The sequence below is a fragment of the Streptomyces hokutonensis genome, from assembly GCF_000376565.1.
In the GTDB taxonomy this organism is placed as follows: domain Bacteria; phylum Actinomycetota; class Actinomycetes; order Streptomycetales; family Streptomycetaceae; genus Streptomyces; species Streptomyces hokutonensis.
Genome location: NZ_BARG01000029.1, coordinates 89,037 through 112,882 on the forward strand (window position 1 = coordinate 89,037; position 23,846 = coordinate 112,882).

The following is a 23,846-nucleotide window of genomic DNA, read 5'->3' on the forward strand; positions in this document are numbered from 1 at the left end:
GCTCAACTAACGCTCCTGCTGGTGAGTGGGGCTGGGGAAGCTGCCGGTCTGGCCGGTACCCGTACCGGCCTGGCGGCCCTGTGCGATGCCCCGACGGAGATTGGTCAGCCGGCCGCGTACGTCGTCAGGCGCACGCGAGACCTGCGGACCGGTTTGGTGCTGTTGCTGCTGAGCCGTACCCGGGACGAGGTTCGCCCTGGGCACCCGGCGCGGCAGGCCGGAGGTGGTGACGCCGCCCGCGGCCGGTTGCCGTACGCGCTCCGCCTGCCGAACGAGATCGTCGTTCGGCGAGCTGCGCCAGGTACCGCCCGTGGGACGCTGAGGGGGTGTCGCCGGAGCCTGTGGTGCCTGCGGCTGCGGGGCGGGCGCGGAACCGTTGCTCTGGCTCTGTGCTTCCGCCTGCTGGCCGTGGAACCAGTTGGTCTCCAGCGTGTCGTACAGCGGCGTCCTGCCGTCACCGGGACCCGTGGCAGGCGGCAACGCCTCGGGCTCCTGGCGGGTGGGACGCTGCGGGGCGGGCGGCCGCGCGGTGCCGAAGTCGGCGCCGTTGCGGTTCCCGTTGACCTGCGGACGGTCGAACTGCCCGGTGTTCCCGGGGTTCTGACGGCCCGGCAGATTGTGCTGACCGGTGGACCCGTTGTCAAAACCGGGAGTCGCGAACTGGCCGGTGGAGCCCCCGTCGTAGGCCTGCGGGACGGCGAACTGTCCCGTGTTGGCCGGGTTCGACGGGTTGTTGGCCGGGCTGTTCGGGGAGCCGAAGACGTCCGAGCGGACGAACTGGCCGCCGTTCTGCTGCGAGTTGGAGCCGGGACGCGGAGGCTCGAAGTCCTGCCGCGGGAACTGGCCGCCCGCCTGTGATCCGTTGGCGCCCTGGCGCGGCAACTGGCCCGTGTTCTGGGACCCGTTGAGGTTCGGCCGGGGGAAGGAACCCGTGTCCTGCGGTCCGCTGGTGCCCGGGCGCGGGAACTGCCTGCTGTCCTGCGCGTCGAGGCGGGGGATCGCCGACATCTCCTGCGTGCCGGGGCCCTGACGGTCGTCGATGCGCGGCATCCGGGAGGTTTGCTCGGCGTCGCGCTCGTCGTGACCGCGCGGGGCGTCGAGGTTGCCGCGACCCAGCGGGGGCTGCGCGTTCTCGTCGCTCCAGCTGGGGCGCTGGTTGTTGCCGCCCGGCAGCTCGGCCCGCGCGCCACCGCGCGGCGGGAGCTGCGGCTGACGGCCGCGGCGCCGGCCACCGCCACGGGGCGGCTCGGGCTCGTTGTTCGCACGCTGCGGGGGAACCGCGCCGTTCTGCTGCTGCGGGGGAGTCCCGCCGAAGGCGTCCTGACGTCCGTCGCCGAAGCCCTGCGGGGTACCCGTACCGGCCGCCTGCAGGCCCTGCGGGGCGCCGGGCGCCTGGCCGAAGAGACCGGCACCGGAGCCTGCGGCCGGACGGCCCTGCGGCGCCGAGGGACCCTGCGGTCCACGCGCGCCGCCGGGAGCACCCGGACCACCGGGACCACCCGGACGTCCACCGCCCGCACCGGGCAGCGCGGCCCGCGGGCCCTGACCGGAACCGACCTGGCCGCGCGGAGCGGCACCGGCACCGAGCAGTCCGCCGTTCGCCGGAGCGCCCGCGCCGAGGGCGGAGCCGCCCTGACCGTTGCCCCGGCGGGCCGCACCGGCACCCGCGGCGGCGGCCGCAGCGCCGACAGCGGCCTGGCCGGGCTTGCCCGGAGCGGGCTTCTTGCCGCCCTGGGCGACGTCGACCGGGAGCATGACCAGCGCGGTCGTACCACCGGAGTCGGACGGACGCAGCTGGATACGGATGCCGTGGCGCTGCGACAGCCGGCCGACCACGAACAGGCCCATGCGGCGGGAGACCGAGACGTCCACGGTGGGCGGCGAGGCGAGCCGCTCGTTGATCGCCGCGAGGTCCTCGGGGGAGAGGCCGATACCGGTGTCATGGATCTCGATCAGGACGCGGCCGTCGGGCAGCGCGTGACCGGTGACCTTGACCTTGGTCTGCGGCGAGGAGAAGGAGGTCGCGTTCTCGAGCAGCTCTGCGAGGAGGTGCACGAGGTCGTTGACCACGCGGCCGGCCACTTCGGTGGTCGGCACGGAGGAGAGCTCGATGCGCTCGTACTGCTCCACCTCGGAGGCGGCGGCGCGGAGCACGTCGACCAGCGGGACCGGGCGGGTCCAGCGGCGGCCGGGCTCTTCACCGGCGAGAACGAGAAGGTTCTCACCGTTACGGCGCATGCGGGTCGCGAGGTGGTCGAGCTTGAAGAGCGAGGACAGCTGGTCCGGGTCGGCCTCGCGGGACTCCAGCTCGGAGATGAGCGAGAGCTGACGCTGGATGAGGCCCTGGGAGCGGCGCGAGAGGTTGGTGAACATCGCGTTGACGTTGCCCCGCAGGAGGGCCTGCTCGGCGGCGAGGCGGACTGCCTCGCGGTGCACGTCGTCGAAGGCCGCGGCCACCTGGCCGATCTCGTCCCGGGAGTGCACACCGACCGACTCCACGGACGTGTCGACGTCCTGCGGGTCGGACTCGGAGAGCTGCTTGACCAGCTCGGGCAGCCGGTCCTGGGCGACCTTGTTGGCGGTCTCCTGGAGCCGGCGCAGCGAGCGGATCATGGAGCGGGCGATGACGAAGGCGCCGACGAGGGAGACACCGAGCACGAGCAGGATCAGCGCACCGGAGATGATCGCCTCGCGCTCGGAGGCGGAGCGCAGCTCGCGGGCCTTCTGCTCCATGTCCTCGAGGAGCGTGTGCTCGATCTTCTTCATCTGCTCGATCTTGGTCGAGCTGTCGTCCACCCAGTCCTTGTAGGACCGCTTGTCCAGCGAGGCCAGGCCGTTGGAGTTGGCGAGGGCGCGCTCCGCGTACTTGTCCGCGGCGTCGATCGTGGCGTTGCCGTCCTCGATCGGCTGGATGAGCTCCTCGGCACCCTGGTCGCCGTAGATGTTGCGGAAGATCGCGAGGTCCGACTTCTCGCTCTCCAGCGCCGAGTCGGCGTACAGCCGGTCGTTGTCGGAGAGCCTGCCGGTCGTCGTGTTGTTGTCGGGCAGGGCCGCCGCGATGACGGCGCGCTGCACGGACGCGAACTCCTTGGCCGAGGAGAAGGCGGCCAGGGCGCGCGTGCGCTGGATCATCTCCGGGTTGCTGGTCGCCTCCGCCATGTCCTGCGAGAGGTCGAGCAGCTGGGTGATCAGACGGTGGTAGGCGTCGACCGTCTGCGTCGAGTTGCCCTGCGACTGATACGCCGTCTTACGGATCTTGTCGAGGTTGTCCAGCTCGGTGGCGAGGCCGACCACGGTCTCGCGGACGCCCTGCAGGTTCCCGTTCCTGCTGGCGCTGTCCACCTCTTCCGAGGAGTTGATGAAGTTGTCGCGGGCGCGGTCGGTCTTCTCCTCGTAGCCCTTGACCTCGTAGTCGGTGGCCTTGCCGCCGTGCGACAGGGGACCGGCCGACTGGTCGCGCTCCTCCTGGAGCGCGGTGGCCAGCTCGGTGGCCTGCTTGGTCATGTCCGTCAGCAGCTTCATGTTGTCGAGCTGCTGGATGTCGGTCATGGAGTCGCTGATGCGCAGGGCGCCCAGCGAGGTGGCCGCGACCACGGGGAGCGCGAGCAGCGACACCAGGCGCGTGGAGATGCGCCAGTTGCGCAGGGCGACGCGCGAGCCGGGTCCGGGCGTGCCGCTCGGCGGCTTCACCGGGGGCGCGGGGGTCGGGGCTGCGGACACACCGGGGCGCCCGGGGGCCCCGCCTTCACCTGACGGTGCCGGGCCCGGGTTCTGGGCGTGCTGGGGCGAGGAGCTGCCGGTGTTGGGGCCAGCCCCGCCATGCGGCTCCGGCTCCGCCGGAGCACTGCCATCCCTCTTGAAACGTCCCTGCACTAGCGTCGCAACCTCTGGACCAGGCGTCCCCCGCGCGAACGGAAGGACGGTGTCGGCGTCTTGGGGAGCGCCCTGAACGCGCACCCCATGTGTGGTCGTGAGTGACCGGCGCTGCTCCCCCTTCCGCCGCCCTCGGCGCTGCGTTGCGCCCCCTGCGCGCCGGGCTGATTCTGCGGCGGTCCGTGGAATTCCAGCACAGTGCCGGATCTCCAACAAGGCCCGTAGGCCAGGCTGTGACCTGTGTGACACCCCGTGAGGACAGTGTCACGAGACGTAGAAAGCTATTCACTCCAAAGTGGGCAAATCCCCACCATCCCGCCTGACGCGGGATGTGCCCAAGTCGCCATGATCAGGAGCGGAATGGCAGCTTCAGGGGGTCAATGTCCGTTTCGTTGAGGTGAGTTGGCAGTCCGAATTGGTCGGTATGCCCACAGGGTGGTGAGCAAACTCACACGCGGATCATGGGCTCTTCGCGCGTTCGGCCGGGAATTGGATGTTTAGCCTGACGCTTTACATGAGGGCACAATCTGCCAACCACCCACTCAGGACGGACGAGGGTCGAGTACAACAGTGAAGACGACGATGATGTTCCGCAACATTGCCAACCCGCGGCGCACGACGCTGGCGCACCTGTCGGACGCCGACGCGCTGCAGACGCCGGAGCAGCAGGAACACTCGCTCGACCTGCCGGCCCAGACCGCCAACCCGCGCCGCACCATCCTCACCGAGATCCCGGTCGGCGCCGCCGCCGAGTAATCCCGCGAGCGCTTCCGCCCGCCCCCCCCAAGCCGTCGGCCGGCCCCCGGAGCACGCACCGAAGCCACCGCGGGCGGCGGCGCGCAGCCGCCCGCGCCCGAGCGACCTCACGCGGGGGGCGCCCATCGTGTCGACGCCCTCTGCCCCCTCGCGACGGCGCGCACCGGCCCCCGCATCGACGCCGCTGCTTTCCCGCGACCTGATCCGCCGGAGAGGACTTAATCGGCGAAGCAGCGCCCCCGCACCGCGTTAGCCTGGAGCGTCAGACTCCAGCCAGCTCAGTGAGGGGCGCCAGGATCCCGTGCGCATCGCCAGATTCTCCATCGACGGGAACGTCGCCTTCGGCGCGGTCGAGGGCGACAAGCCGGACGAACTCGTCCTCGACATCATCAAGGGCATCCCGTTCGCGGACTTCGAACTCTCCGGTACGAAGGTCCCGCTGAGCAAGGTCAGGCTGCTGCCGCCGGTGCTCCCGAACAAGGTCGTCGCCTACGGCCGCAACTACGCCGAGCACGCCAGGGAACTGGGCAACGAGGTGCCGGACGCCCCCTTCGCCTTCTTCAAGCCGTCCACCTCGGTGATCGGCTCCGGCGACGACATCCAGTACCCCTCCTTCACCGAGGACCTCCACCACGAGGCCGAACTGGCCGTCGTCATCGGCCGGATGTGCCGCGAGGTCCCGCGCGAGCGCGTCAAGGACGTCATCCTCGGCTACACCTGCGCCAACGACATCACCGCGCGCGACGTCCAGAAGCGCGAGAAGCAGTGGGCCCGCGCCAAGGGCTTCGACACCTCCTGCCCGCTCGGCCCCTGGGTGGAGACGGACCTCGACCCGAGCGACCTCACCATCCAGCTCACGGTCAACGGCCAGCAGCGCCAGCTCGGCCGCACCAGCGAGATGATCCACTCGATCGAGGACCTGATCGTCAACATCACCGAGGCCATGACGCTGCTCCCCGGCGACGTGATCCTCACGGGCACCCCGGCAGGCGTCGGACCGCTCACCGTCGGCGACGAGGTCGCCGTCACCATCGAAGGCATCGGCACTCTCACCAACAAGGTTGTCAAGCGTGGCTAGCGCATCCGCCCCAGCAGTCCGTGTCCGTTTCTGCCCCTCGCCGACCGGCAATCCCCACGTCGGCCTGGTCCGCACCGCCCTGTTCAACTGGGCCTTCGCCAAGCACAACCAGGGCACGCTGGTCTTCCGCATCGAGGACACCGACGCGGCCCGCGACTCCGAGGAGTCCTACGGCCAACTCCTCGACGCGATGCGCTGGTTGGGCTTCGACTGGGACGAGGGCCCCGAGATCGGCGGCCCGCACGCGCCCTACCGCCAGTCGCAGCGCATGGACATCTACAAGGACGTCGCCAAGAAGCTCCAGGACGCCGGCCACGCCTACGACTGCTACTGCTCCACCGAGGAGCTGGACGCCCGCCGCGACGCCGCCCGCGCCGCAGGCAGGCCGTCCGGCTACGACGGCCACTGCCGCGACCTGAGCGCCGAGCAGGTCGCTGCCTACAAGGCCGAGGGCCGCACGCCGATCGTCCGCTTCCGGATGCCCGACGAGACGATCACCTTCACCGACCTGGTCCGCGGCGAGCTGACGTTCACCCCGGAGAACGTCCCGGACTACGGGATCGTACGAGCCAACGGCGCCCCGCTGTACACGCTCGTCAACCCGGTCGACGACGCCCTCATGGAGATCACCCACGTCCTGCGCGGCGAGGACCTGCTCTCCTCGACGCCCCGTCAGATCGCCCTGTACAAGGCGCTGATCGACCTCGGCATCGCCAAGTCGGTGCCGTCCTTCGGGCACTTGCCGTACGTGATGGGCGAGGGCAACAAGAAGCTCTCCAAGCGCGACCCGCAGTCGTCCCTCAACCTCTACCGGGAGCGCGGCTTCCTGCCCGAGGGACTGCTCAACTACCTTTCCCTGCTGGGCTGGTCGCTCGCGGCCGACCGGGACGTCTTCTCGATGGACGAGATGGTCGCGGCCTTCGACATCGCGGACGTCAACCCCAACCCGGCCCGCTTCGACCTGAAGAAGTGCGAGGCGATCAACGCCGACCACATCCGTCTCCTGGACGTGAAGGACTTCACGGAGCGCTGCGCCCCCTGGCTGAAGGCCCCGTTCGCCCCCTGGGCGCCGGAGGACTTCGACGAGGCCAAGTGGCAGGCCGTCGCCCCGCACGCGCAGACCCGCCTGAAGGTGCTGTCGGAGATCACGGACAACGTCGACTTCCTCTTCCTGGCCGAGCCGGTCGAGGACGAGGCGTCCTGGACGAAGGCCATGAAGGAGGGCTCCGACGCCCTGCTCCGCACGGCCAGGGAGAAGCTGGAGTCGGCGGACTGGTCCTCGCCCGAGTCCCTCAAGGAGGCCGTCCTGGCCGCCGGCGAGACCCACGGCCTCAAGCTCGGCAAGGCCCAGGCCCCGGTCCGCGTCGCGGTCACCGGCCGCACCATCGGCCTGCCGCTCTTCGAGTCCCTGGAGATCCTGGGCAAGGAGAAGACCCTCGCCAGGATCGACGCGGCGCTGGCGAAACTGACGGCCTGACCGAAGCGCACGACAGGGGCGGTGTCCGGTGATCCGGGCACCCCCCCTCTTCGTCAAATCATCGTAGTGAAATGTTCACGCCATGATTAAGATCCTCCCAATCCGGCGGCACGGGGAAGCCGGTGTGTGCATGGGGAGGGGTCTGCATGTTCAAGAGGATTCTCACGGTCGTCGTGGCCGCCGTCGGCCTGGCGGTCGCCGCGACGGCGCCCGCGTCGGCCATCGACAGCGGGTCCAGCAAGAACGCCTGCGGAGTGGTGTATTTCTACCCGGACGGCGACACCTTCAAGTTCCTGGACACCTGCTCCGACGGCCACGGAGTCCTCCTCTACTGGACGACGCCGACCACCGGGCAGCCCCACACGACCGACTCCGCCCAGTCCAAGGCGTACACCGGCGGCTACACCGGCTGGGACCTGGACAACGCCTATGTCTACGACAAGGACTTCACCGAGGGCGCCTGCTTCTACTACCGCGTCGGTCTCACCGAGAGCGGCGGTTACATCATCGGGTCCTACGGCTCCTGGACCCTGTCCTGCGCCTGAGAGTTGACGACCGTGGGGCCCCGGGGCGCTGACGCGTTCCGGGGCCCCACGTTATTGTCGGATCATGAGTATTCGGGCCGTGGTCTGGGACGTCGACGACACCCTGTTCGACTACACCGGAGCGGACTGTGCCGCCATGTCCGCGCACCTGGCGGCCGAGGGACTGCTCGACGAGCACGCGAGCGTGGTGGACGCGCTGGAACGCTGGCGGGTGGCCACCGAGTTCCACTGGGCGCGATTCGCGGCCGGGGAGGTCTCGTTCGAGGGGCAGCGGCTGGACCGGGTCCGGCACTTCCTGGACCAGGAGCTGACCGACGCCGAGGCCGACGACTGGTTCCGGCGCTACAAGACCCACTACGAGATCGCCTGGGCCCTCTTCCCCGACGTCCTGCCCGTCCTCGACGCCCTCGCCGCCAGCCACCGGCACGCCGTCCTCTCCAACTCCAGCATCACCGTCCAGGACCACAAGCTGCGGACCCTGGGCGTGCACGACCGCTTCGAGGTCATCCTGTGCGCGGCCGAACTGGGCGTCTCCAAGCCCGAGGCCGGCGCCTTCCTCGCGGCCTGCGAGGCGCTGGGACTTCCGCCGCACGAGGTGGCGTATGTCGGAGATCACCCGGAGATCGACGGACGGGGCGCCGCGGACGCCGGTCTGCTCTCCGTCTGGATCGACCGCCACGGCGGGCACACCTCCGTCGAGGCCCTGGTGGGGCGCCACCGGATCGGCTCTCTCGCCGAACTCCCCGCTCTGCTCGGCGCCGATACCCGTTTTGGAGCCCCGTCCACCTTCGGGTAATGTTCTTCCTGCGCCGCCGGAGAGCGGGCCGAAAGGCCGGGAACCGGAGGTGCAGACTAGAACATGATCCCTGCAAGGGCTTGAGTTCCAGTGGCCTATGGTGTAATTGGCAGCACGACTGATTCTGGTTCAGTTAGTCTAGGTTCGAGTCCTGGTAGGCCAGCTCGCAGAGCTCATCTGCAACGCCCCCGTTGTGTAGCGGCCTAGCACGCTGCCCTCTCACGGCAGTAGCGCCGGTTCGAATCCGGTCGGGGGTACAGATCCTTCCCAGGAAGGCGGTCCGGGTCGCACCCGCCGCCCTCCATGCAGGATCGCTAGGGCCCCCGTTGTGTAGCGGCCTAGCACGCTGCCCTCTCACGGCAGTAGCGCCGGTTCGAATCCGGTCGGGGGTACGCTTTACCTTGCATCGCCTTGGTCTATGGTGTAATTGGCAACACTACGGTTTCTGGTACCGTCATTCTAGGTTCGAGTCCTGGTAGACCAGCTCTGATCTGCGGCTGTGTAGTTTTAAAGGCCTGCACGATCTGGGCCCCCGTTGTGTAGCGGCCTAGCACGCTGCCCTCTCACGGCAGTAGCGCCGGTTCGAATCCGGTCGGGGGTACATACAGGAAGGCCCTCCACTTCGGTGGGGGGCCTTTCGCATGCCCCGCTCACTCGAAGCCGTACCGCCGCGCCGACTCCTCCTCCTGCGCCAGCCGGTGCAGCGCCTGGAGCACCGGCTCGACGAAGATCGCGCCCGCGACCGCCGTCTCCATCTTCTCGGCCTCCGAGGGATGCGTCTCCACGAAGTCCAGGTCGAGCACGGCCGCCTCACGCATCAACTTGGCGTAGTTCACGACCAGTTCGGGGGGCCAGTCGTACCCGAGCCGGCGAAGTGCCGCCACCGCCACCACCAGTGAGCGGTACGAAGGCGAAATGGTCACCAGGGCCTGGGAGTTGGACCAGCCCAGCGTCTCCAGGAGCTGGTCCACCTCGCGGTGCGCGGCCTGGACGTACTCGTCCTCCGCGTCCGGCTCCGGAACCTGCGGCAGCGCCCAAAGTGCCGCGCCCAGCCGGATCGTACGGCCGAGGGAGTCGTCGTCGACATGGCCGAGCACCTCGCGGACCGTGGCCACCGGCAGCCGGCCGACCTGGATCATCGCGCGCACCAGCCGCAGCCGGCGCAGGTGTTCCTCGTCGTACTCGGCGGTGGTCGCGTTGAGCTGACGGCCGGGTCTCAACAGCCCTTCGCGCAGGTAGTACTTGATCGTCGCGATGGACACACCGCTGCGCTCGCTCAGCTCGGACAGCCGCATGTCTTGCGCCCTTTCTCGGATACCGGCACTATCCAAACACGGGTCATCGGATAGTGCTGGTACCCAACAAGGGGGAGTCATGTTCGCGAAGGCTGTCAACGGCCGTACCACCGCTGCCGCCGAGGGGGAGGTGGTGGTGCTGCTCATCGGCATGCGCATCAACCGCTTCTGGGCCGTGCACCACTGGGTGCCGGTCTTCCTCGCGATGCCGCGCATGCTGCGGGAGTTGGGGAAGGACCCCGGTCGCGGACTGCTCGGGCACGTACTGCTGACGGCGTCCCCGCGGACGTACTACGTCGTCCAGTACTGGGAGTCCAAGGAGAAGCTCTACGCGTACGCGAGTTCGCCCGACATGTTCCACCACAAGGTGTGGGCGATCATCAACCGCAAGGAGAAGGCCGGGAAGGTGCGCGGTCACGTCGGGCTGTGGCACGAGAGCTACGTGGTGCCCGAGGGCTCGTACGAGGCGATCTACGCCGACATGCCGGCCTTCGGCCTCGCGGCGGCGCACGGGCAGGTGCCGGTGGAACAGCGGGGGCGGCGGGCGAAGGACCGGTTCGCGTATCGGTCGGGGAGCGTGACGTCCGAGTAAGTGGGCCGACGCGGGTTGGCAGCGCCCTGAAGGGGTGCGGGGAACTGCGCGACCAGCCACGACGCCGCGGCACCGGAACGACGGCGAATACTGCCGGACATGACGAAGGGCCTGCCGCGGCGTTGAGGCAGGCCCTCGTTCAGATGTACCGGGTGAATCAGCCCGTGCGGCGCAGCGCCTCGGAGAGACGCGCGGCGGCGTCGATGACCGCCTGGGCGTGCATACGGCCCGGGTGGCGCGTCAGACGCTCGATGGGGCCGGAGACGGACACCGCGGCCACCACGCGGTTCGAGGGGCCGCGCACGGGCGCGGAGACGGACGCGACGCCCGGCTCGCGCTCGCCGATGGACTGGGCCCAGCCCCGGCGCCGTACGCCCGAGAGGGCGGTGGCCGTGAAGCGGGCGCCCTGGAGGCCGCGGTGCAGGCGCTCCGGCTCCTCCCAGGCCATCAGGATCTGGGCCGAGGAACCGGCTTTCATGGTGAGGGTCGAGCCGACCGGGACCGTGTCCCGAAGGCCGGACAGGCGCTCCGCCGCGGCCACGCAGATGCGCATGTCGCCCTGGCGGCGGTAGAGCTGCGCGCTCTCGCCGGTGATGTCCCGCAGATGCGTGAGCACCGGGCCCGCCGTGGCGAGCAGCCGGTCCTCGCCGGCGGCCGCGGCCAGCTCGGCGAGGCGGGGGCCGAGAATGAAACGGCCCTGCATGTCGCGCGCCACCATGCGGTGGTGTTCCAAGGCCACGGCCAGCCGGTGTGCCGTGGGTCGTGCCAGCCCGGTCGCCGCGACCAGACCCGCGAGGGTGGCCGGACCGGACTCCAGAGCGCCCAGGACAAGGGCTGCCTTGTCCAGGACGCCGACGCCGCTACTGTTGTCCATGAAACGATACTCGCGTCTCACTCTGTGAAACGCAAGTTCCTTTTTTCGTGAGACGCGCAACTCTTGTAGGCACAGCGGCCCGCGTTCCAAACGGGCCAGGCGGCGGCTGCCCGTGAACCAGGGGTGCGAGCGCCGTCTCCTCAAGATCTCTAGTTGGGCCGGCGCTGTTTCGCCGGCCGGAGGGAAAGCGATGGGTAGGACACTCGCGGAGAAGGTCTGGGACGACCATGTCGTCCGGCGCGCCGAGGGCGAGCCCGACCTCCTCTTCATCGATCTGCACCTGCTGCACGAGGTGACCAGCCCGCAGGCCTTCGACGGTCTCCGCCAGGCCGGGCGTCCCGTGCGGCGCCTCGACCTCACCATCGCCACCGAGGATCACAACACCCCGACCCTCGACATCGACAAGCCCATCGCGGACCCGGTCTCCCGGGCCCAGCTGGAGACGCTGCGCAAGAACTGCGCCGACTTCGGCGTGCGCCTGCACTCCCTGGGCGATGTCGAGCAGGGTGTCGTCCACGTCGTAGGGCCGCAGCTGGGTCTGACCCAGCCCGGTACGACGGTCGTGTGCGGTGACTCCCACACCTCCACCCACGGCGCCTTCGGCGCGCTGGCGTTCGGCATCGGCACCTCCCAGGTGGAGCACGTGCTGGCCACCCAGACGCTGCCGCTGGCCCGCCCGAAGACCATGGCCATCACGGTCGACGGCGAACTGCCCGACGGCGTCACCGCCAAGGACCTGATCCTCGCCATCATCGCGAAGATCGGCACCGGCGGCGGCCAGGGCTACATCCTCGAATACCGCGGCTCCGCCATCGAGAAGCTCTCGATGGAGGCCCGCATGACCATCTGCAACATGTCGATCGAGGCCGGCGCCCGCGCGGGCATGATCGCCCCCGACGAGACCACCTTCGAGTACATCAAGGGCCGCGCCCACGCCCCCGAGGGCGAGGACTGGGACGCCGCCGTCGCGTACTGGAAGACCCTGAAGACCGACGAGGACGCCGAATTCGACGCCGAGGTCGTCATCGACGGTCCCTCGCTGGCGCCGTTCGTCACCTGGGGCACCAACCCCGGTCAGGGCGCGCCGCTTTCGGCGTCCGTCCCCGACCCGGCTTCGTACGAAGACGCTTCGGAGCGCCTCGCCGCCGAAAAGGCCCTGGAATACATGGGGTTGGAGGCCGGCCAGCCGCTGCGCGACATCAAGGTGGACACCGTCTTCGTAGGTTCGTGCACCAACGGTCGTATCGAGGACCTGCGTGCGGCCGCCGCGATCGTCGAGGGCCGCAAAGTCGCCGACGGCGTACGGATGCTGGTCGTCCCGGGCTCCGCGCGGGTCGGTCTGCAGGCCGTCTCCGAGGGCCTGGACGTCGTCTTCAAGGAGGCCGGCGCCGAATGGCGGCACGCGGGCTGCTCGATGTGTCTGGGCATGAACCCCGACCAACTGGCGCCCGGTGAGCGCTCCGCGTCCACCTCCAACCGCAACTTCGAAGGCAGGCAGGGCAAGGGCGGCCGTACGCACCTGGTCTCGCCGCAGGTCGCCGCCGCGACCGCCGTGCTGGGCCATCTGGCCTCGCCCGCCGATCTGTCCGACGCCCCTGTGCCCGCTGGAGTCTGAGAGTCATGGAAGCATTCACCACGCACACCGGCCGGGCCGTCCCGCTGCGCCGCAGCAACGTGGACACCGACCAGATCATCCCCGCCCACTGGCTCAAGAAGGTGACCAGGGACGGCTTCGAGGACGGGCTCTTCGAGGCCTGGCGCAAGGACGAGAACTTCGTCCTCAACCGCCCCGAGCGCAAGGGCGCGACGGTCCTGGTGGCAGGACCCGACTTCGGCACCGGCTCCTCCCGCGAGCACGCTGTGTGGGCGCTGCAGAACTACGGCTTCAAGGCCGTCATCTCCTCCCGCTTCGCCGACATCTTCCGCGGCAACTCGCTGAAGAACGGCCTGCTCACGGTCGTTCTGGAGCAGAAGATCGTGGACGCGCTGCAGGAACTCACCGAGAAGGACCCGCAGGCCGAGATCACGGTCGACCTGGAGGCCCGTGAGGTGCGCGCCGAAGGCATCACCGCCGCCTTCGAACTCGACGAGAACGCCCGCTGGCGGCTGCTGAACGGACTGGACGACATCTCCATCACCCTCCAGAACGAGGGCGACATCTCCGCGTACGAGGCCAAGCGCCCCTCGTACAAGCCGCGGACGGTCCAGGTCTGACCCCAACCCCCGCACCAGGTCGAGATCCGGCCACCGCGACACCCTCTGTACCCCCGATCGCCACGATTGGGGGTACAGCCATGTCTGCACTCGAACGGCCCCGCGCGCCTCCAACGCTTCTCCCAACTTCCCATGTTAGACAGGGTGTTGACTGGGTAGGCGCAGCTTTGAGCCAAGGCTGCCGCCGGGCTCCGTCAGGCCGTTCGAGGCACCAGTTGCGACCCCCGCAGGCGACAACTCGCCCCAGATGGCACAATCTGTGCATGGAACACGACGGCCAACTCAAGCTCTATGCGGCAGTCGCGGACCAACTCAAGGAAGCGCACACAAGGGTGCGCGCACTGCAAGTCCCGGAGGGCGTACGGATGGCGCTGGCCCGGAAGCTGCTGGTCATTACGGCCGCGGCCAAGCACGATCTCGCCGATGCGACAAGGCGACTGGACCGGTTCACGGCGGACCTCGACGCGGGTCGATTCCCCGAAGAGGAACGCTGAACAAGTCCAGGACAGCCGAGTTCGTTGCGGCGCACGGGTGATTAGCCCGTTTCGTGTTTGATTTGCGGTATATATCTGCCTAACGTGCGGAAAAGCCTGAACACTTTCGTTCCGGCAATGTCTCCGAAGGGGAAGACGTGAACAAGGCGCAGCTCGTAGAAGCGATTGCCGACAAGGTCGGTGGCCGTCAGCAGGCCGCCGAGGCGGTCGACGCGGTACTGGACGCCATCGTCCGTGCCGTCGTCAGTGGGGACCGGGTCTCGGTCACCGGCTTCGGTTCGTTCGAGAAGGTCGACCGTCCGGCCCGTTACGCCCGCAACCCCCAGACGGGCGAGCGGGTTCGGGTCAAGAAGACCTCCGTTCCGCGCTTCCGCGCGGGCCAGGGCTTCAAGGACCTGGTGAGCGGCTCGAAGAAGCTCCCGCGCGGTGGCGAGGTCGCCGTCAAGAAGGCGCCCAAGGGCAGCCTGAGCGGCACCGCTTCGGCGACGGTCAAGAAGGCCGCGGCCAAGAAGACCACCGCCAAGAGGGCGACGGCCACCGCGAAGAAGACCGTGGCCAAGAAGACCGTGGCGAAGAAGACGGCGGCCAAGACGGCCACCGCCAAGAAGACCACGGCCAAGAAGGCGACCGCCAAGAAGACCACGGCGACGGCCAAGAAGACGGCGGCCAAGAAGGCCACCGGCACCGCCAAGAAGGCTGCGGCCAAGAAGGCCCCGGCCAAGAAGTCGGCGACGCGCAAGACCACCGCCAAGAAGGCCACCGCCACCCGCTAGTCAGCGGAACGCAGGGCACTCACGCGCCGGGCCGGACTCCCGCTGGGAGTCCGGCCCGCGGCGTGTTCAACGCCCGTGCACGGGCGTTCAGAAGGTTTGCAGCGTCACCAGTGTGATCCTGAGCCGGTCCTTGGGTCCCTCGGTCTCGATCCGCACCCGCTGTCCCGGCCGCAGCAGCCGCAGCGCGCCCGCGTCGAACGCGGCGGCGTCAAAAGGCACCGGGGTGCCGTCGTCGAGCAGCACACTGCCGGTGCGGGTCCCGGCGTCGTAGGTGTAAGCGGTCGCCTGCATGGCCGCAGCCTACTGCCCGCCCAGGGCCCCCGGCCGTCCCGGAATCAGCAGCCCCGCGGCCGCCGCCGCCGTGCGCGGCCCCACACCCAGGGCCAGCGCCGCCCGCAGGTCCTCGCCGGTGTCCACGTCCTGCCGTACGGAATCCACCGCGTCCAGGGCGAGTTCGGCCGCGCCGGAGGAGCGATGGCGGGCGCGGGAATCGGTGCCGAATGCCGGGCGCAATTCAAGGCCCGCGCGCGCGGTGAGCAAAGTGGTGCCGATTGCGGCGGCGTCCGGGAGAAAAGCGCGCGGGAATTCCGCCGCCGCGTCCAGGACCCGGGCCAATTCCATGGGGCGCAGAGCCGGCAGATCGGCGTTCAGGGCCGCCACCGCGCTTTCGGGGCGGGAAACCCGCACGACCGTCACCGCGTGCCGCAGCGCGGCGTTCAGACCGTCTCCCGGCTCGTCCGCGACGATACGGGCGCCCAGCGCGGCGAGTTCGCGGCCGGCCAGGGCGTCGCCCGTGACGACCGCCACATCGCGGACCGCCGGGCAGGCCAGCACGGCCGCCACGGTGTCCTGCGCGAAGGCGAGGGCGAGCCCCGGACGCAGCCCGTCGCTGGCCGTGTCCGAGAGCCTGGTCTTGGCTCGCGCCAGAGACTTCAGGGGTATGACCAAGGTCCACTGCACGCGGGTTCCGTCCCTCTCTTGTCACGGTCATTGTCACCCGGCACCCCTGGCGTTGTCGGTGGCGGGGCGTACGGTGTTCTCGACAGACCGACGGCCTGGGGCGACACTTGTGCGGCCCCCCAGGTCCTAGAGGAAGGTGTTCGCGTGCCCCGCCGCAGAATCGGGTTCTGGTACCGCTTCGCAGCGGTCCTCTGCAAACCGCCGCTGGTGGTTCTGATCAAGCGGGACTGGCGTGGAATGGAACACATTCCGGCCGAGGGCGGATTTATCACCGCGGTGAACCACAATTCGCACGTAGATCCCCTTGCGTACGCTCACTTTCAGTACAACACCGGGCGCGTTCCGCGATTCCTCGCGAAGAGCGGCCTTTTCAAGAAGGGATTCGTCGGCGCCGCGATGCGCGGCACCGGACAGATCCCCGTCTATCGCGAGACCACGGACGCGCTGAGCGCCTTCCGCGCCGCGATCGACGCCGTGGAGCGCGGTGAATGCGTCGCGTTCTATCCCGAGGGCACCATCACCCGCGACCCCGACCAGTGGCCCATGACCGGCAAGACCGGTGCCGCGCGCGTGGCCCTGCAGACCAAGTGCCCGGTGATTCCCGTCGCGCAGTGGGGCGCCAACGAGTTGCTGCCGCCGTACGCCAAGAAGCTGCACGTCCTCCCGCGCAAGACCAGCCATGTGCTCGCGGGCCCGCCGGTGGACCTCACGCGCTTCTACGGCAAGGACATGAGCCCGGACCTCCTCAAGGAGGCGACCGAGGTCATCATGGCCGACATCACACGCCTGTTGGAGCAGATCCGCGGCGCCAAGGCACCCGAGACGCCCTACGACCCGCGCCGCGAGCGGATCGAGCAGCGGCGCCGGACGGCCGCGGAGACCGAGCAGTTGGAGTCCAGGGCCGAGTCGGCGACCGAGCCGAAGGTCGAGCAGGAAGAGGGGCAGGGCACGTGAGCAAGCCGGTCAAGGCGGCTGTTTTCAGCGCCGGTTCATGGGGCACGGCTTTCGGCATGGTGCTCGCCGACGCGGGCTGCGAGGTCACCCTGTGGGGGCGCCGCGCGGAAGTCGTGGACGCCATCAACTCCGGCCGTACGAACCCCGACTACTTCCCCGGTGTCGAACTCCCGGAGAACCTGCGGGCCACCACCGACCCCGCCGAGGCCGCCGCCGGCGCCGACTTCACCGTCCTGTCGGTCCCTTCGCAGACGCTGCGCGCCAACTTGGCCGACTGGGCACCCCTGTTGGCGCCCGACACGGTCCTCGTCTCGCTGATGAAGGGCGTCGAACTCGGCTCCGTCATGCGGATGAGCGAGGTCATCGAGGACGTCGCCAAGGTGGGCCGGGACCGTATCGCCGTGGTCTCCGGACCCAACCTCGCCCGCGAGATCGCCTCCCGGATGCCGGCCGCCGCGGTGGTCGCCTGCACCGACGAGGCCGTCGCCCGCCGGCTCCAAGCCGCCTGCCACACCCCGTACTTCAGGCCGTACACCATCACCGACGTCGTGGGCTGCGAGCTCGGCGGCGCGGTGAAGAACGTGATCGGGCTCGCCGTCGGCATCGCGGACGGCATGGGGCTCGGGGACAACGCGAAGGGCTCGCTCATCACGCGCGGGCTCGTCGAGACGACCCGGCTCGGCATCGCGATGGGCGCCGACCCGCTGACCTTCTCCGGGCTCGCCGGCCTCGGCGACCTGGTGGCGACCTGCTCCTCGCCGCTGTCGCGCAACCACACCTTCGGCACCAACCTCGGCAAGGGCATGACCCTCCAGGAGACCATCGCGGTCACCAAGCAGACGGCCGAGGGCGTCAAGTCCTGCGAATCCGTACTGGACTTGGCCCGCAGGCACGGCGTCGACATGCCGATCACGGAGACGGTCTTCGAGATCGTGCACGAGGGGAAGTCGCCCGTGGTCGCCGTGAAGGAGCTGATGTCGCGCAGCGCCAAGCCCGAGCGACGCTGAGCAACGCCAGTACGCAGGCGCTGTATCACAGCAGTACCACCAGGTACGCTCATCGCGATATGAGCACCGAGAACCTCTCCCAGAGCCCTGAGCAGCCGCCTCGCAAGCCGCGTGTGGCCGTCGTGTTCGGCGGTCGCAGCTCCGAACACGGGATCTCCGTGGTCACCGCCGGCGCCGTCCTCGCGGCCATCGACCGGACCAAGTACGACGTCCTGCCGATCGGCATCACCCGCGAAGGCCGCTGGGCCCTCACCGCCGACGCGCCGGAGCGCATGGCGATCACCGACCGCCGTACCCCGGACGTCGACGAGCTCGCCGAGTCGAGCGAGGGCGGAGTGGTGCTCCCGCTCGACCCCGGGAACCGCGAAGTCGTCATCAGCGAACCGGGATCCGTGCCCAAGGCCCTCGGCGAGGTCGACGTCGTCTTCCCCGTCCTGCACGGCCCCTACGGCGAGGACGGCACCCTCCAGGGACTCCTGGAGCTGTCCGGTGTGCCGTACGTGGGCGCCGGTGTGCTCGCCTCGGCCGTCGGCCAGGACAAGGAGTACATGAAGCGGGTGTTCACCTCGTTCGGCCTCAAGGTCGGCCCCTACGTGGTGATCCGGCCGCGCGAGTGGGAGCGGGACGAGTCCGCCGCCCGCAAGAAGATCGTCGACTTCGCCGGTGAGTACGGCTGGCCGCTGTTCGTGAAGCCCGCGCGCGCGGGTTCGTCGATCGGCATCACCAAGGTCGACGATCTGGCCGGACTCGACGAGGCGATCGAGGAGGCGCAGCGGCACGACCCGAAGATCCTCGTGGAGGCCGCGCTGCGCGGCCGCGAGATCGAGTGCGGGGTGCTGGAGTTCGAGGACGGGCCGCGGGCCAGCGTGCCGGCCGAGATCCCGCCGCCCCAGGAGCACGCGTACTACGACTTCGAGGCGAAGTACATCGACTCGACCCCCGGCATCGTGCCCGCCCCGCTGACGCCCGAGGAGACCGCCGAGGTGCAGAAGCTCGCGGTGGACGCCTTCGAGGCGGCCTCCTGCGAGGGGCTGGTGCGGGCGGACTTCTTCCTCACGGAGGACGGCGAGTTCGTCATCAACGAGATCAACACCATGCCCGGTTTCACGCCGATCTCGATGTACCCGCAGATGTGGCAGGCCAGTGGCGTCCCCTACGGGGAGCTGGTGGACCGTCTGGTGCAGGCCGCGCTGCGCCGGTCCACCGGACTGCGCTGAACGGGCCGGTCCGGTCGAGCTAGTCGGCGATCCCCGCGGGGATCGCCTTCTGCACGGACTTCGCCAGGTCGACCAGGGGTGCCAGACCGTCTCCGGCGCGGTCCTTCGGGATGGTCACCTCGACGTACGCCTTGCGCAGCGTCGTGGTGAACCGGAAGGACCCGTCGTCCTGCTTCTGCAGCAGCCAGCCCACGCCGTTCACCTCGACGCCGTCGGCCTCCGGGTCGTTCATCTTCGCGGGTCTCACGACACCGCAGCGCAGTATGATCGCCGGGTTCCCCCAGCCCGCGGTCAGCGCGGACGCGGGCTCGGGATCCCGGCGGCCCTGGCCGTCGACCTTCGACGGCAGCACCTTGTCCAGATTCCGGCACAGCCCGGTGACCTTCGCGCCCGGTGAGGGAACCGCCGCCGACGCGCTGTCGTCTGCTGAGGAGCAGCCCGCGAGGGTGATCAGCGGGGCGAGCACGGACAGCCCGATGACAGAACGGCGCCGGTGACGGAGAGAGTTCACCGGCCAAGGGTAGACGGGGGCTACAGATGCACCACCGGGCAGGTCAGGGTGCGGGTGATGCCGTCCACTTGCTGGACCTTGGCGACCACCATGCGGCCGAGATCGTCGACCGTGTCGGCCTGGGCGCGCACGATCACGTCGTACGGTCCTGTCACGTCCTCGGCCTGGATCACTCCGGGAATCTTGCTGATCGTGTCGGCGACGGTCGACGCCTTGCCGACCTCCGTCTGGATCAGGATGTACGCCTGTACCACGGAACCTCCAGGGCGGCCACGAGGATCATGTGGGGAAAAGGAACGCCACGGTATCGCGTCGCCGCTCACCACGGGGAGACCCGCGGAAGCCCTTCCCCTCGTGCCGGGGCACGGGCACGACTGAAGTTGACGGTCACCTCGACCGTACCGAGCACACCGACGGCTCGCGACCGGGCGCTGCCGTCACGAGAAGAGGACGAACGATGAAGGGCACCGTCGGTGAGTTGGGGGAGTTCGGGCTCATCAGGGAGCTCACTTCCCGGCTCACCACCACTCCCTCGGTCCGGGTCGGCCCCGGCGACGACGCCGCGGTCGTCGCCGCGCCCGACCGCAGGGTCGTGGCGAGCACCGACATCCTGCTGGAGGGGCGGCACTTCCGCCGCGACTGGTCCACGGCCTACGACGTCGGACGCAAGGCCGCCGCGCAGAACCTCGCGGACATCGCCGCGATGGGCGCCGTACCGACCGCGCTGCTCCTCGGCCTCGTCGTGCCGGCCGAACTTCCGGTCACCTGGCCCATGGAGCTGATGGACGGCCTGCGCGACGAGTGCCAGGTCGCGGGCGCCTCGGTGGTCGGCGGCGATGTCGTACGGGGCGACACGATCATGGTGTCGATCACCGCGCTCGGCGATCTGCGCGGCCGGGAGCCGGTCACCCGGGCCGGCGCGCAGCCCGGTGACGTGGTGGCGGTGACCGGCTGGCTGGGCTGGTCCGCGGCCGGGTACGCGGTGCTGTCCCGGGGCTTCCGCTCGCCGCGCGCGTTCGTGGAGGCGCACCGGCGCCCCGAGCCGCCGTACCACGCGGGTCCGGCGGCGGCCGGGCTCGGCGCGACCTCGATGTGCGACGTCAGCGACGGGCTGATCGCCGACCTGGGACACATCGCCGAGTCGAGCAAGGTCCGCATCGACATCCGCTCCGGCGCGATCGACATCCCGACCCAGATGCACGACATCGGGCAGGCCGTCGGCGTCGACCCCATCCAGTGGGTGCTCACCGGGGGAGAGGACCACGCGATCGTGGCGACCTTCGCCCCGGACGTGAAGCTGCCGGCCCGCTGGAAGGTGATCGGCGAGGTCCTCAACCCGTCGGCGCTGCCCCAGGTGACGGTCGACGGGGCGCCGTGGACCAGCAAGGGCGGCTGGGACCACTTCGGGGACATCGAGTCGTGAAACCGCTGGTGCTGACCGTGGCCGGCTCCGACTCCGGTGGAGGGGCGGGAATCCAGGCCGACTTGAAGACGATGCTCGCGCTCGGTGTGCACGGCATGAGCGTCGTCACCGCGGTCACCGCGCAGAACTCCCTCGGTGTGCAAGGGGCTTGGGAACTTCCGGCGGAGGCGGTGCGCGCGCAGTACCGCAGTGTCGTCGACGACATCGGCGTACAGGCCGTGAAGACCGGCATGCTGGCGTCGGCCGAACTCGTCGAGACGGTCGCGGAGTTGCTCGCGGGGACGGACGCCCCGGCCGTCGTCGACCCGGTCGGCATCTCGAAGCACGGGGACTCGCTGCTGGCGGACTCCGCGCTGGACGCCGTACGCACGAAACTGCTGCCGGTCGCGACCGTGGCGACGCCGAACCTCGACGAGGTGGCGCAGCTCACCGGTGTGCGGGTCGAGACGGAGGAGCAGTTGCGGGAGGCCGCGGCGGCCGTGCTGGCGTACGGACCGCGGTGGGTGCTCGTCAAGGGCGGGCATCTGTCCGGCGACGCCGTGGACCTGCTCTCCGACGGCACCGAGGAGCACTGGCTGCGCGCGCCCCGGTACAACAACCGGCACACGCACGGCACGGGGTGCACGCTCGCCTCGGCGATCGCGTCCGAGCTGGCCAAGGGGCGGTCGGTGCCGGAGGCGGTGACGGCGGCGAAGAAGTACGTCACCGGGGCGATCGCGGCGGGGTTCGCGCTGGGGGGCGGGATCGGGCCGGTGGATCACGGCTGGGCGCTGCGGCGCGAGGACCTCTGAGCGGGCACGGCAAAAAGCCGGCCCACACGAGGTGGACCGGCTCGATGCAGCGAACCAGCAGTGGCCGCGCGCTTAGCGGTGCGTCAGCGCGAGACCTTGCCGGCCTTGATGCACGAGGTGCAAGCGTTCACGCGCTTCGGCGTCCCGCCGACCACGGTACGAACGCGCTGGATGTTCGGGTTCCAGCGACGCGGCGTACGGCGGTGCGAGTGCGAGATGTTGTTGCCGAAGCCCGGCCCCTTGCCGCAGACGTCGCAGTTGGCAGCCACGGGTCACTCCAAAGACTTCAGATGCACAGATGCACTTACGGATGATCCCGGCATGCCGGGATCAGGATCTAGGATCTGATGTGGCGCTGCCAGGGGGGATGGCCCGATCGAGATCGGGCAACCGGAGCAGCATACAACGACTGCGCCGGTTCAACGAAACTACCATGCCTGGTCGAGGGCCTGCTCCGGCCCTCCTCGGGCCCGGCCCCCTCCGGGGTCTACGCTGCGTGCCAGTCCAGCAGCTCAAGGAGGCGCAGGTGCCGCAGGTGCCGCAGACATTCTTCGATGCTCTCGCGGTGCGTACCTGGTGCGGTCTCGCGCTGCGCGCGCTGGGTCGTGCGCGCGAGGAGATCGACGCCATCAACGTGTATCCCGTGGCCGACGGGGACACCGGCACCAACCTGTACCTGACCATGGAGTCCGCGGTCACGGCCGTGGAGGCGGTGTTCGCCGGGCACGGCACCCTGACCGAGCAGAAGCCGCCGCTGGCCGACGCGGTCCGGGCGATGGCCCACGGGGCACTCATAGGGGCGCGCGGCAACTCCGGGACGATCCTCGCGCAGCTGCTGCGCGGTATGGCCCAGGTGCTCGCCGCCGACGGTGAGACGGCTCACACGGACGGCGAGGGGCTGCGGCTCGCGCTGCGGCACGCGGCCGACTCCGCCCGGAAGGCCGTGGCCCATCCGGTCGAGGGCACCGTCCTCTCGGTCGCCTCGGCGGCGGCCGACGCGGCCGACGACACCGAGGGCGACTGCGGGACGGTGGCACGGGCCGCCTACGACGGGGCGTGCGCGGCGCTGGCCGCGACCCCGGGGCAGCTGGCGGTCCTGGAGCGCGCGGGAGTGGTCGACGCGGGCGGACGGGGGCTGGTGGCGGTCCTGGCCGCGCTGGTGGAGACGTTCACCCGGGAGGCACCGGTCTTCGGGGGACACGCGCGCGTGGAGGCCGTTTCGGCTGTCGGGGCTCCCGGGGTCGACGACGTCCTCCTCTGCGAGGACGACCCGACGGCACCCCAGGAGGGCGGTCCCGCCTACGAGGTGATCTACCTCCTGGAGGCCGAGGACACGGCCGTGACCCGGCTGCGGGACCGGCTCGACGCGCTCGGCGACTCGCTCGTCGTGGTCGGCGGCGACGGCCTGTGGAACGTCCATGTGCACGTCGACGACGCCGGCGCCGCCGTCGAGGCGGGCGTCGAGGCCGGCCGGCCGTACCGCATCCGGATCACCCACTTCGGGCTCGGCGACGTCCACACCACCGGTGCCGAACGGCCGCCCAAGGAGCGCGCCCAGCGGGCCGTCGTCGCCGTCGTCCCGGGGGAGGGCCTGGCGGGGCTCTACGGCGAGGCCGGCGCGACCACCGTGCTCGCGCGCCCCGGGGAGCCGCCCGCCAGCGGGGAGCTGGTCGCGGCCCTGCGACGGGCACACGCGCGTGAGGTCGTGCTGCTGCCCAACGACGCCGACCTGCGGCACACGGCGGCGGCAGCGGCCGAGCAGGCCCGGGCCGAGGGCATCCGGGTCGCGCTGATCCCGACGCGCTCCGCGGTCCAGGGGATCGCCGCGCTCGCCGTGCACGAGCCCGAGCGCCGCTTCGACGAGGACGTCGTCTCCATGACCTCGGCGGCCGGCGCGACCCGCTACGCGGAGGTCGCCGTCGCCGAGCGCCAGTCCTGGACGATGGCCGGCATCTGCCAGGCCGGGGACGTCCTGGGCCTCGTCGACGGCGACGTGGCGGTGATCGGCGCCGACGTCACCGCCACCGCCCGCGCCGTCCTGGACCGCATGCTCGCGGCCGGCGGCGAACTCGTCACCCTCGTCCTGGGCGACGAGGCCCCCGAGAGCGTCGCCGACGTCCTGGAGGTCCATGTCCGCGAGTCGTACCTCGCGGTCGACACGGTGGTGTACCGGGGCGGCCGGCAGGGCGCCCTGCTGCTCATCGGCGTCGAGTAGG

At 70.1% G+C, this 23,846-nt stretch carries 24 protein-coding genes and 5 tRNA genes; 21 read left to right on the top strand and 8 right to left on the bottom strand.

The genetic code is table 11. The features are described 5' to 3' along the window. Positions 1-6 precede the first annotated feature (6 nt). Positions 7-3,873, bottom strand: coding sequence for a nitrate- and nitrite sensing domain-containing protein (locus SSP08S_RS16475; protein WP_026178549.1), 3,867 nt, complete (start codon positions 3,871-3,873; stop codon positions 7-9). Positions 3,874-4,443: 570 nt separating this feature from the next. Here SSP08S_RS16475 and SSP08S_RS16480 point away from each other — a divergent pair. The 10 genes from SSP08S_RS16480 (at position 4,444) to SSP08S_RS16525 (ending at position 9,126) form a co-directional block, all read left to right on the top strand. Continuing rightward, positions 4,444-4,629 (top strand): hypothetical protein, encoded by a 186-nt coding sequence (locus SSP08S_RS16480; protein ID WP_019068714.1) that lies wholly within the window; start codon positions 4,444-4,446, stop codon positions 4,627-4,629. A gap of 301 nt (positions 4,630-4,930) precedes the next feature. Continuing rightward, positions 4,931-5,707 carry a fumarylacetoacetate hydrolase family protein gene (locus tag SSP08S_RS16485; RefSeq protein ID WP_019068715.1) on the top strand — a complete coding sequence of 259 codons (777 nt, stop codon included), beginning with the start codon at positions 4,931-4,933 and terminating at the stop codon, positions 5,705-5,707. Further along, positions 5,700-7,184, top strand: a complete 1,485-nt coding sequence (gene gltX, locus SSP08S_RS16490; RefSeq protein ID WP_019068716.1) for a glutamate--tRNA ligase — start codon at positions 5,700-5,702, stop codon at positions 7,182-7,184. Before SSP08S_RS16485 ends, gltX begins: the two co-directional genes overlap by 8 nt. 146 nt (positions 7,185-7,330) lie before the next feature. Next, the gene (locus tag SSP08S_RS16495; protein WP_019068717.1) at positions 7,331-7,729 is read left to right on the top strand and encodes a hypothetical protein; all 399 of its coding nucleotides are present in this window, start codon (positions 7,331-7,333) and stop codon (positions 7,727-7,729) included. 64 nt (positions 7,730-7,793) lie between these two features. Continuing rightward, entirely contained in the window at positions 7,794-8,525 is a 732-nt protein-coding gene (locus SSP08S_RS16500; RefSeq protein WP_043259488.1) for an HAD family hydrolase, read from the top strand. A gap of 91 nt (positions 8,526-8,616) precedes the next feature. Then, positions 8,617-8,688, top strand: a tRNA-Gln gene (locus SSP08S_RS16505). Between the two features lie 21 nt (positions 8,689-8,709). Further along, a tRNA-Glu gene (locus SSP08S_RS16510) sits at positions 8,710-8,782 on the top strand. Between the two features lie 62 nt (positions 8,783-8,844). Then, positions 8,845-8,917, top strand: a tRNA-Glu gene (locus SSP08S_RS16515). A 20-nt stretch (positions 8,918-8,937) separates the two neighbouring features. Further along, positions 8,938-9,009, top strand: a tRNA-Gln gene (locus SSP08S_RS16520). 44 nt (positions 9,010-9,053) lie between these two features. After that, positions 9,054-9,126: transfer RNA gene (locus SSP08S_RS16525), tRNA-Glu, on the top strand. 49 nt (positions 9,127-9,175) lie between these two features. Here SSP08S_RS16525 and SSP08S_RS16530 read toward each other — a convergent pair. Then, positions 9,176-9,820, bottom strand: a complete 645-nt coding sequence (locus SSP08S_RS16530) for a MerR family transcriptional regulator (protein WP_019068719.1) — start codon at positions 9,818-9,820, stop codon at positions 9,176-9,178. A gap of 79 nt (positions 9,821-9,899) precedes the next feature. Between SSP08S_RS16530 and SSP08S_RS16535 the strand changes: the two genes are divergently transcribed. After that, positions 9,900-10,412 (top strand): DUF4188 domain-containing protein, encoded by a 513-nt coding sequence (locus tag SSP08S_RS16535; RefSeq protein ID WP_019068720.1) that lies wholly within the window; start codon positions 9,900-9,902, stop codon positions 10,410-10,412. A gap of 157 nt (positions 10,413-10,569) precedes the next feature. Here SSP08S_RS16535 and ndgR read toward each other — a convergent pair whose 3' ends face one another. Continuing rightward, entirely contained in the window at positions 10,570-11,286 is a 717-nt protein-coding gene (gene ndgR / locus SSP08S_RS16540) for an IclR family transcriptional regulator NdgR (protein WP_019068721.1), read from the bottom strand. A gap of 190 nt (positions 11,287-11,476) precedes the next feature. Here ndgR and leuC point away from each other — a divergent pair, with 190 nt between their 5' ends. From leuC to SSP08S_RS16560, 4 genes are all read left to right on the top strand, one after another. Beyond that, positions 11,477-12,901, top strand: coding sequence for a 3-isopropylmalate dehydratase large subunit (gene leuC, locus SSP08S_RS16545; RefSeq protein WP_019068722.1), 1,425 nt, complete (start codon positions 11,477-11,479; stop codon positions 12,899-12,901). 5 nt (positions 12,902-12,906) lie between these two features. Then, on the top strand, positions 12,907-13,500 hold the full coding sequence (leuD, locus tag SSP08S_RS16550) for a 3-isopropylmalate dehydratase small subunit (RefSeq protein WP_019068723.1): 594 nt from the start codon (positions 12,907-12,909) through the stop codon (positions 13,498-13,500). A gap of 263 nt (positions 13,501-13,763) precedes the next feature. Further along, on the top strand, positions 13,764-13,994 hold the full coding sequence (locus SSP08S_RS16555; RefSeq protein WP_019068724.1) for an SCO5555 family protein: 231 nt from the start codon (positions 13,764-13,766) through the stop codon (positions 13,992-13,994). Between the two features lie 137 nt (positions 13,995-14,131). After that, positions 14,132-14,767 (top strand): HU family DNA-binding protein, encoded by a 636-nt coding sequence (locus SSP08S_RS16560; protein WP_019068725.1) that lies wholly within the window; start codon positions 14,132-14,134, stop codon positions 14,765-14,767. A gap of 87 nt (positions 14,768-14,854) precedes the next feature. On the opposite strand, the gene SSP08S_RS16565 is transcribed toward SSP08S_RS16560, so the two are convergent. Both SSP08S_RS16565 and cofC read right to left on the bottom strand, forming a co-directional pair. Beyond that, a complete protein-coding gene (locus tag SSP08S_RS16565; protein ID WP_019068726.1) occupies positions 14,855-15,058 on the bottom strand; it encodes a hypothetical protein in 204 nt (67 codons plus the stop codon). A gap of 9 nt (positions 15,059-15,067) precedes the next feature. Continuing rightward, on the bottom strand, positions 15,068-15,727 hold the full coding sequence (cofC, locus tag SSP08S_RS16570) for a 2-phospho-L-lactate guanylyltransferase (protein ID WP_019068727.1): 660 nt from the start codon (positions 15,725-15,727) through the stop codon (positions 15,068-15,070). Positions 15,728-15,871: 144 nt separating this feature from the next. On the opposite strand from cofC, the gene SSP08S_RS16575 reads away from it, so the two are divergent. From SSP08S_RS16575 to SSP08S_RS16585, 3 genes are read left to right on the top strand one after another with little or no spacing between them, the layout of a single operon-like run. Continuing rightward, on the top strand, positions 15,872-16,681 hold the full coding sequence (locus SSP08S_RS16575) for a lysophospholipid acyltransferase family protein (protein ID WP_019068728.1): 810 nt from the start codon (positions 15,872-15,874) through the stop codon (positions 16,679-16,681). Then, positions 16,678-17,688, top strand: a complete 1,011-nt coding sequence (locus SSP08S_RS16580; RefSeq protein WP_019068729.1) for an NAD(P)H-dependent glycerol-3-phosphate dehydrogenase — start codon at positions 16,678-16,680, stop codon at positions 17,686-17,688. Before SSP08S_RS16575 ends, SSP08S_RS16580 begins: the two co-directional genes overlap by 4 nt. Before the next feature lie 59 nt (positions 17,689-17,747). After that, on the top strand, positions 17,748-18,905 hold the full coding sequence (locus SSP08S_RS16585) for a D-alanine--D-alanine ligase family protein (RefSeq protein ID WP_019068730.1): 1,158 nt from the start codon (positions 17,748-17,750) through the stop codon (positions 18,903-18,905). A gap of 19 nt (positions 18,906-18,924) precedes the next feature. On the opposite strand, the gene SSP08S_RS16590 is transcribed toward SSP08S_RS16585, so the two are convergent. Beyond that, positions 18,925-19,416: a DUF3515 domain-containing protein gene (locus SSP08S_RS16590; protein ID WP_019068731.1), complete on the bottom strand. Its 492-nt coding sequence runs from the start codon at positions 19,414-19,416 to the stop codon at positions 18,925-18,927. 20 nt (positions 19,417-19,436) lie between these two features. Next, positions 19,437-19,670, bottom strand: a complete 234-nt coding sequence (locus SSP08S_RS16595; RefSeq protein WP_019068732.1) for an Lrp/AsnC family transcriptional regulator — start codon at positions 19,668-19,670, stop codon at positions 19,437-19,439. Positions 19,671-19,873: 203 nt separating this feature from the next. Between SSP08S_RS16595 and SSP08S_RS16600 the strand changes: the two genes are divergently transcribed. Both SSP08S_RS16600 and thiD read left to right on the top strand, forming a co-directional pair. After that, a complete protein-coding gene (locus SSP08S_RS16600) occupies positions 19,874-20,839 on the top strand; it encodes a thiamine-phosphate kinase (RefSeq protein ID WP_019068733.1) in 966 nt (321 codons plus the stop codon). Then, positions 20,836-21,630, top strand: a complete 795-nt coding sequence (thiD, locus tag SSP08S_RS16605; protein ID WP_019068734.1) for a bifunctional hydroxymethylpyrimidine kinase/phosphomethylpyrimidine kinase — start codon at positions 20,836-20,838, stop codon at positions 21,628-21,630. The genes SSP08S_RS16600 and thiD overlap by 4 nt, the downstream gene beginning before the upstream one ends. Positions 21,631-21,713: 83 nt before the next feature. Here the strand turns inward: thiD and rpmB are convergent, their stop codons facing one another. Further along, positions 21,714-21,899, bottom strand: coding sequence for a 50S ribosomal protein L28 (gene rpmB / locus SSP08S_RS16610; RefSeq protein ID WP_004924906.1), 186 nt, complete (start codon positions 21,897-21,899; stop codon positions 21,714-21,716). A 257-nt stretch (positions 21,900-22,156) separates the two neighbouring features. Here rpmB and SSP08S_RS16615 point away from each other — a divergent pair, with 257 nt between their 5' ends. Then, on the top strand, positions 22,157-23,845 hold the full coding sequence (locus SSP08S_RS16615; RefSeq protein WP_019068735.1) for a DAK2 domain-containing protein: 1,689 nt from the start codon (positions 22,157-22,159) through the stop codon (positions 23,843-23,845). The last annotated feature ends 1 nt before the right edge of the window (position 23,846 follow it).

Excerpts from the sequence above, each read along its gene's own strand:
- SSP08S_RS16500 (WP_043259488.1), top strand. The coding sequence starts at position 7,794 with ATGAGTATTCGGGCCGTGGTCTGGGACGTCGACGACACCCTGTTCGAC.
- SSP08S_RS16585 (WP_019068730.1), top strand. The coding sequence starts at position 17,748 with ATGAGCACCGAGAACCTCTCCCAGAGCCCTGAGCAGCCGCCTCGCAAG.
- SSP08S_RS16535 (WP_019068720.1), top strand. The coding sequence starts at position 9,900 with ATGTTCGCGAAGGCTGTCAACGGCCGTACCACCGCTGCCGCCGAGGGG.
- leuC (WP_019068722.1), top strand. The coding sequence starts at position 11,477 with ATGGGTAGGACACTCGCGGAGAAGGTCTGGGACGACCATGTCGTCCGG.
- SSP08S_RS16495 (WP_019068717.1), top strand. The coding sequence starts at position 7,331 with ATGTTCAAGAGGATTCTCACGGTCGTCGTGGCCGCCGTCGGCCTGGCG.
- SSP08S_RS16555 (WP_019068724.1), top strand. The coding sequence starts at position 13,764 with ATGGAACACGACGGCCAACTCAAGCTCTATGCGGCAGTCGCGGACCAA.
- SSP08S_RS16600 (WP_019068733.1), top strand. The coding sequence starts at position 19,874 with ATGAAGGGCACCGTCGGTGAGTTGGGGGAGTTCGGGCTCATCAGGGAG.
- ndgR (WP_019068721.1), bottom strand. The coding sequence starts at position 11,286 with ATGGACAACAGTAGCGGCGTCGGCGTCCTGGACAAGGCAGCCCTTGTC.
- SSP08S_RS16565 (WP_019068726.1), bottom strand. The coding sequence starts at position 15,058 with ATGCAGGCGACCGCTTACACCTACGACGCCGGGACCCGCACCGGCAGT.
- leuD (WP_019068723.1), top strand. The coding sequence starts at position 12,907 with ATGGAAGCATTCACCACGCACACCGGCCGGGCCGTCCCGCTGCGCCGC.
- SSP08S_RS16530 (WP_019068719.1), bottom strand. The coding sequence starts at position 9,820 with ATGCGGCTGTCCGAGCTGAGCGAGCGCAGCGGTGTGTCCATCGCGACG.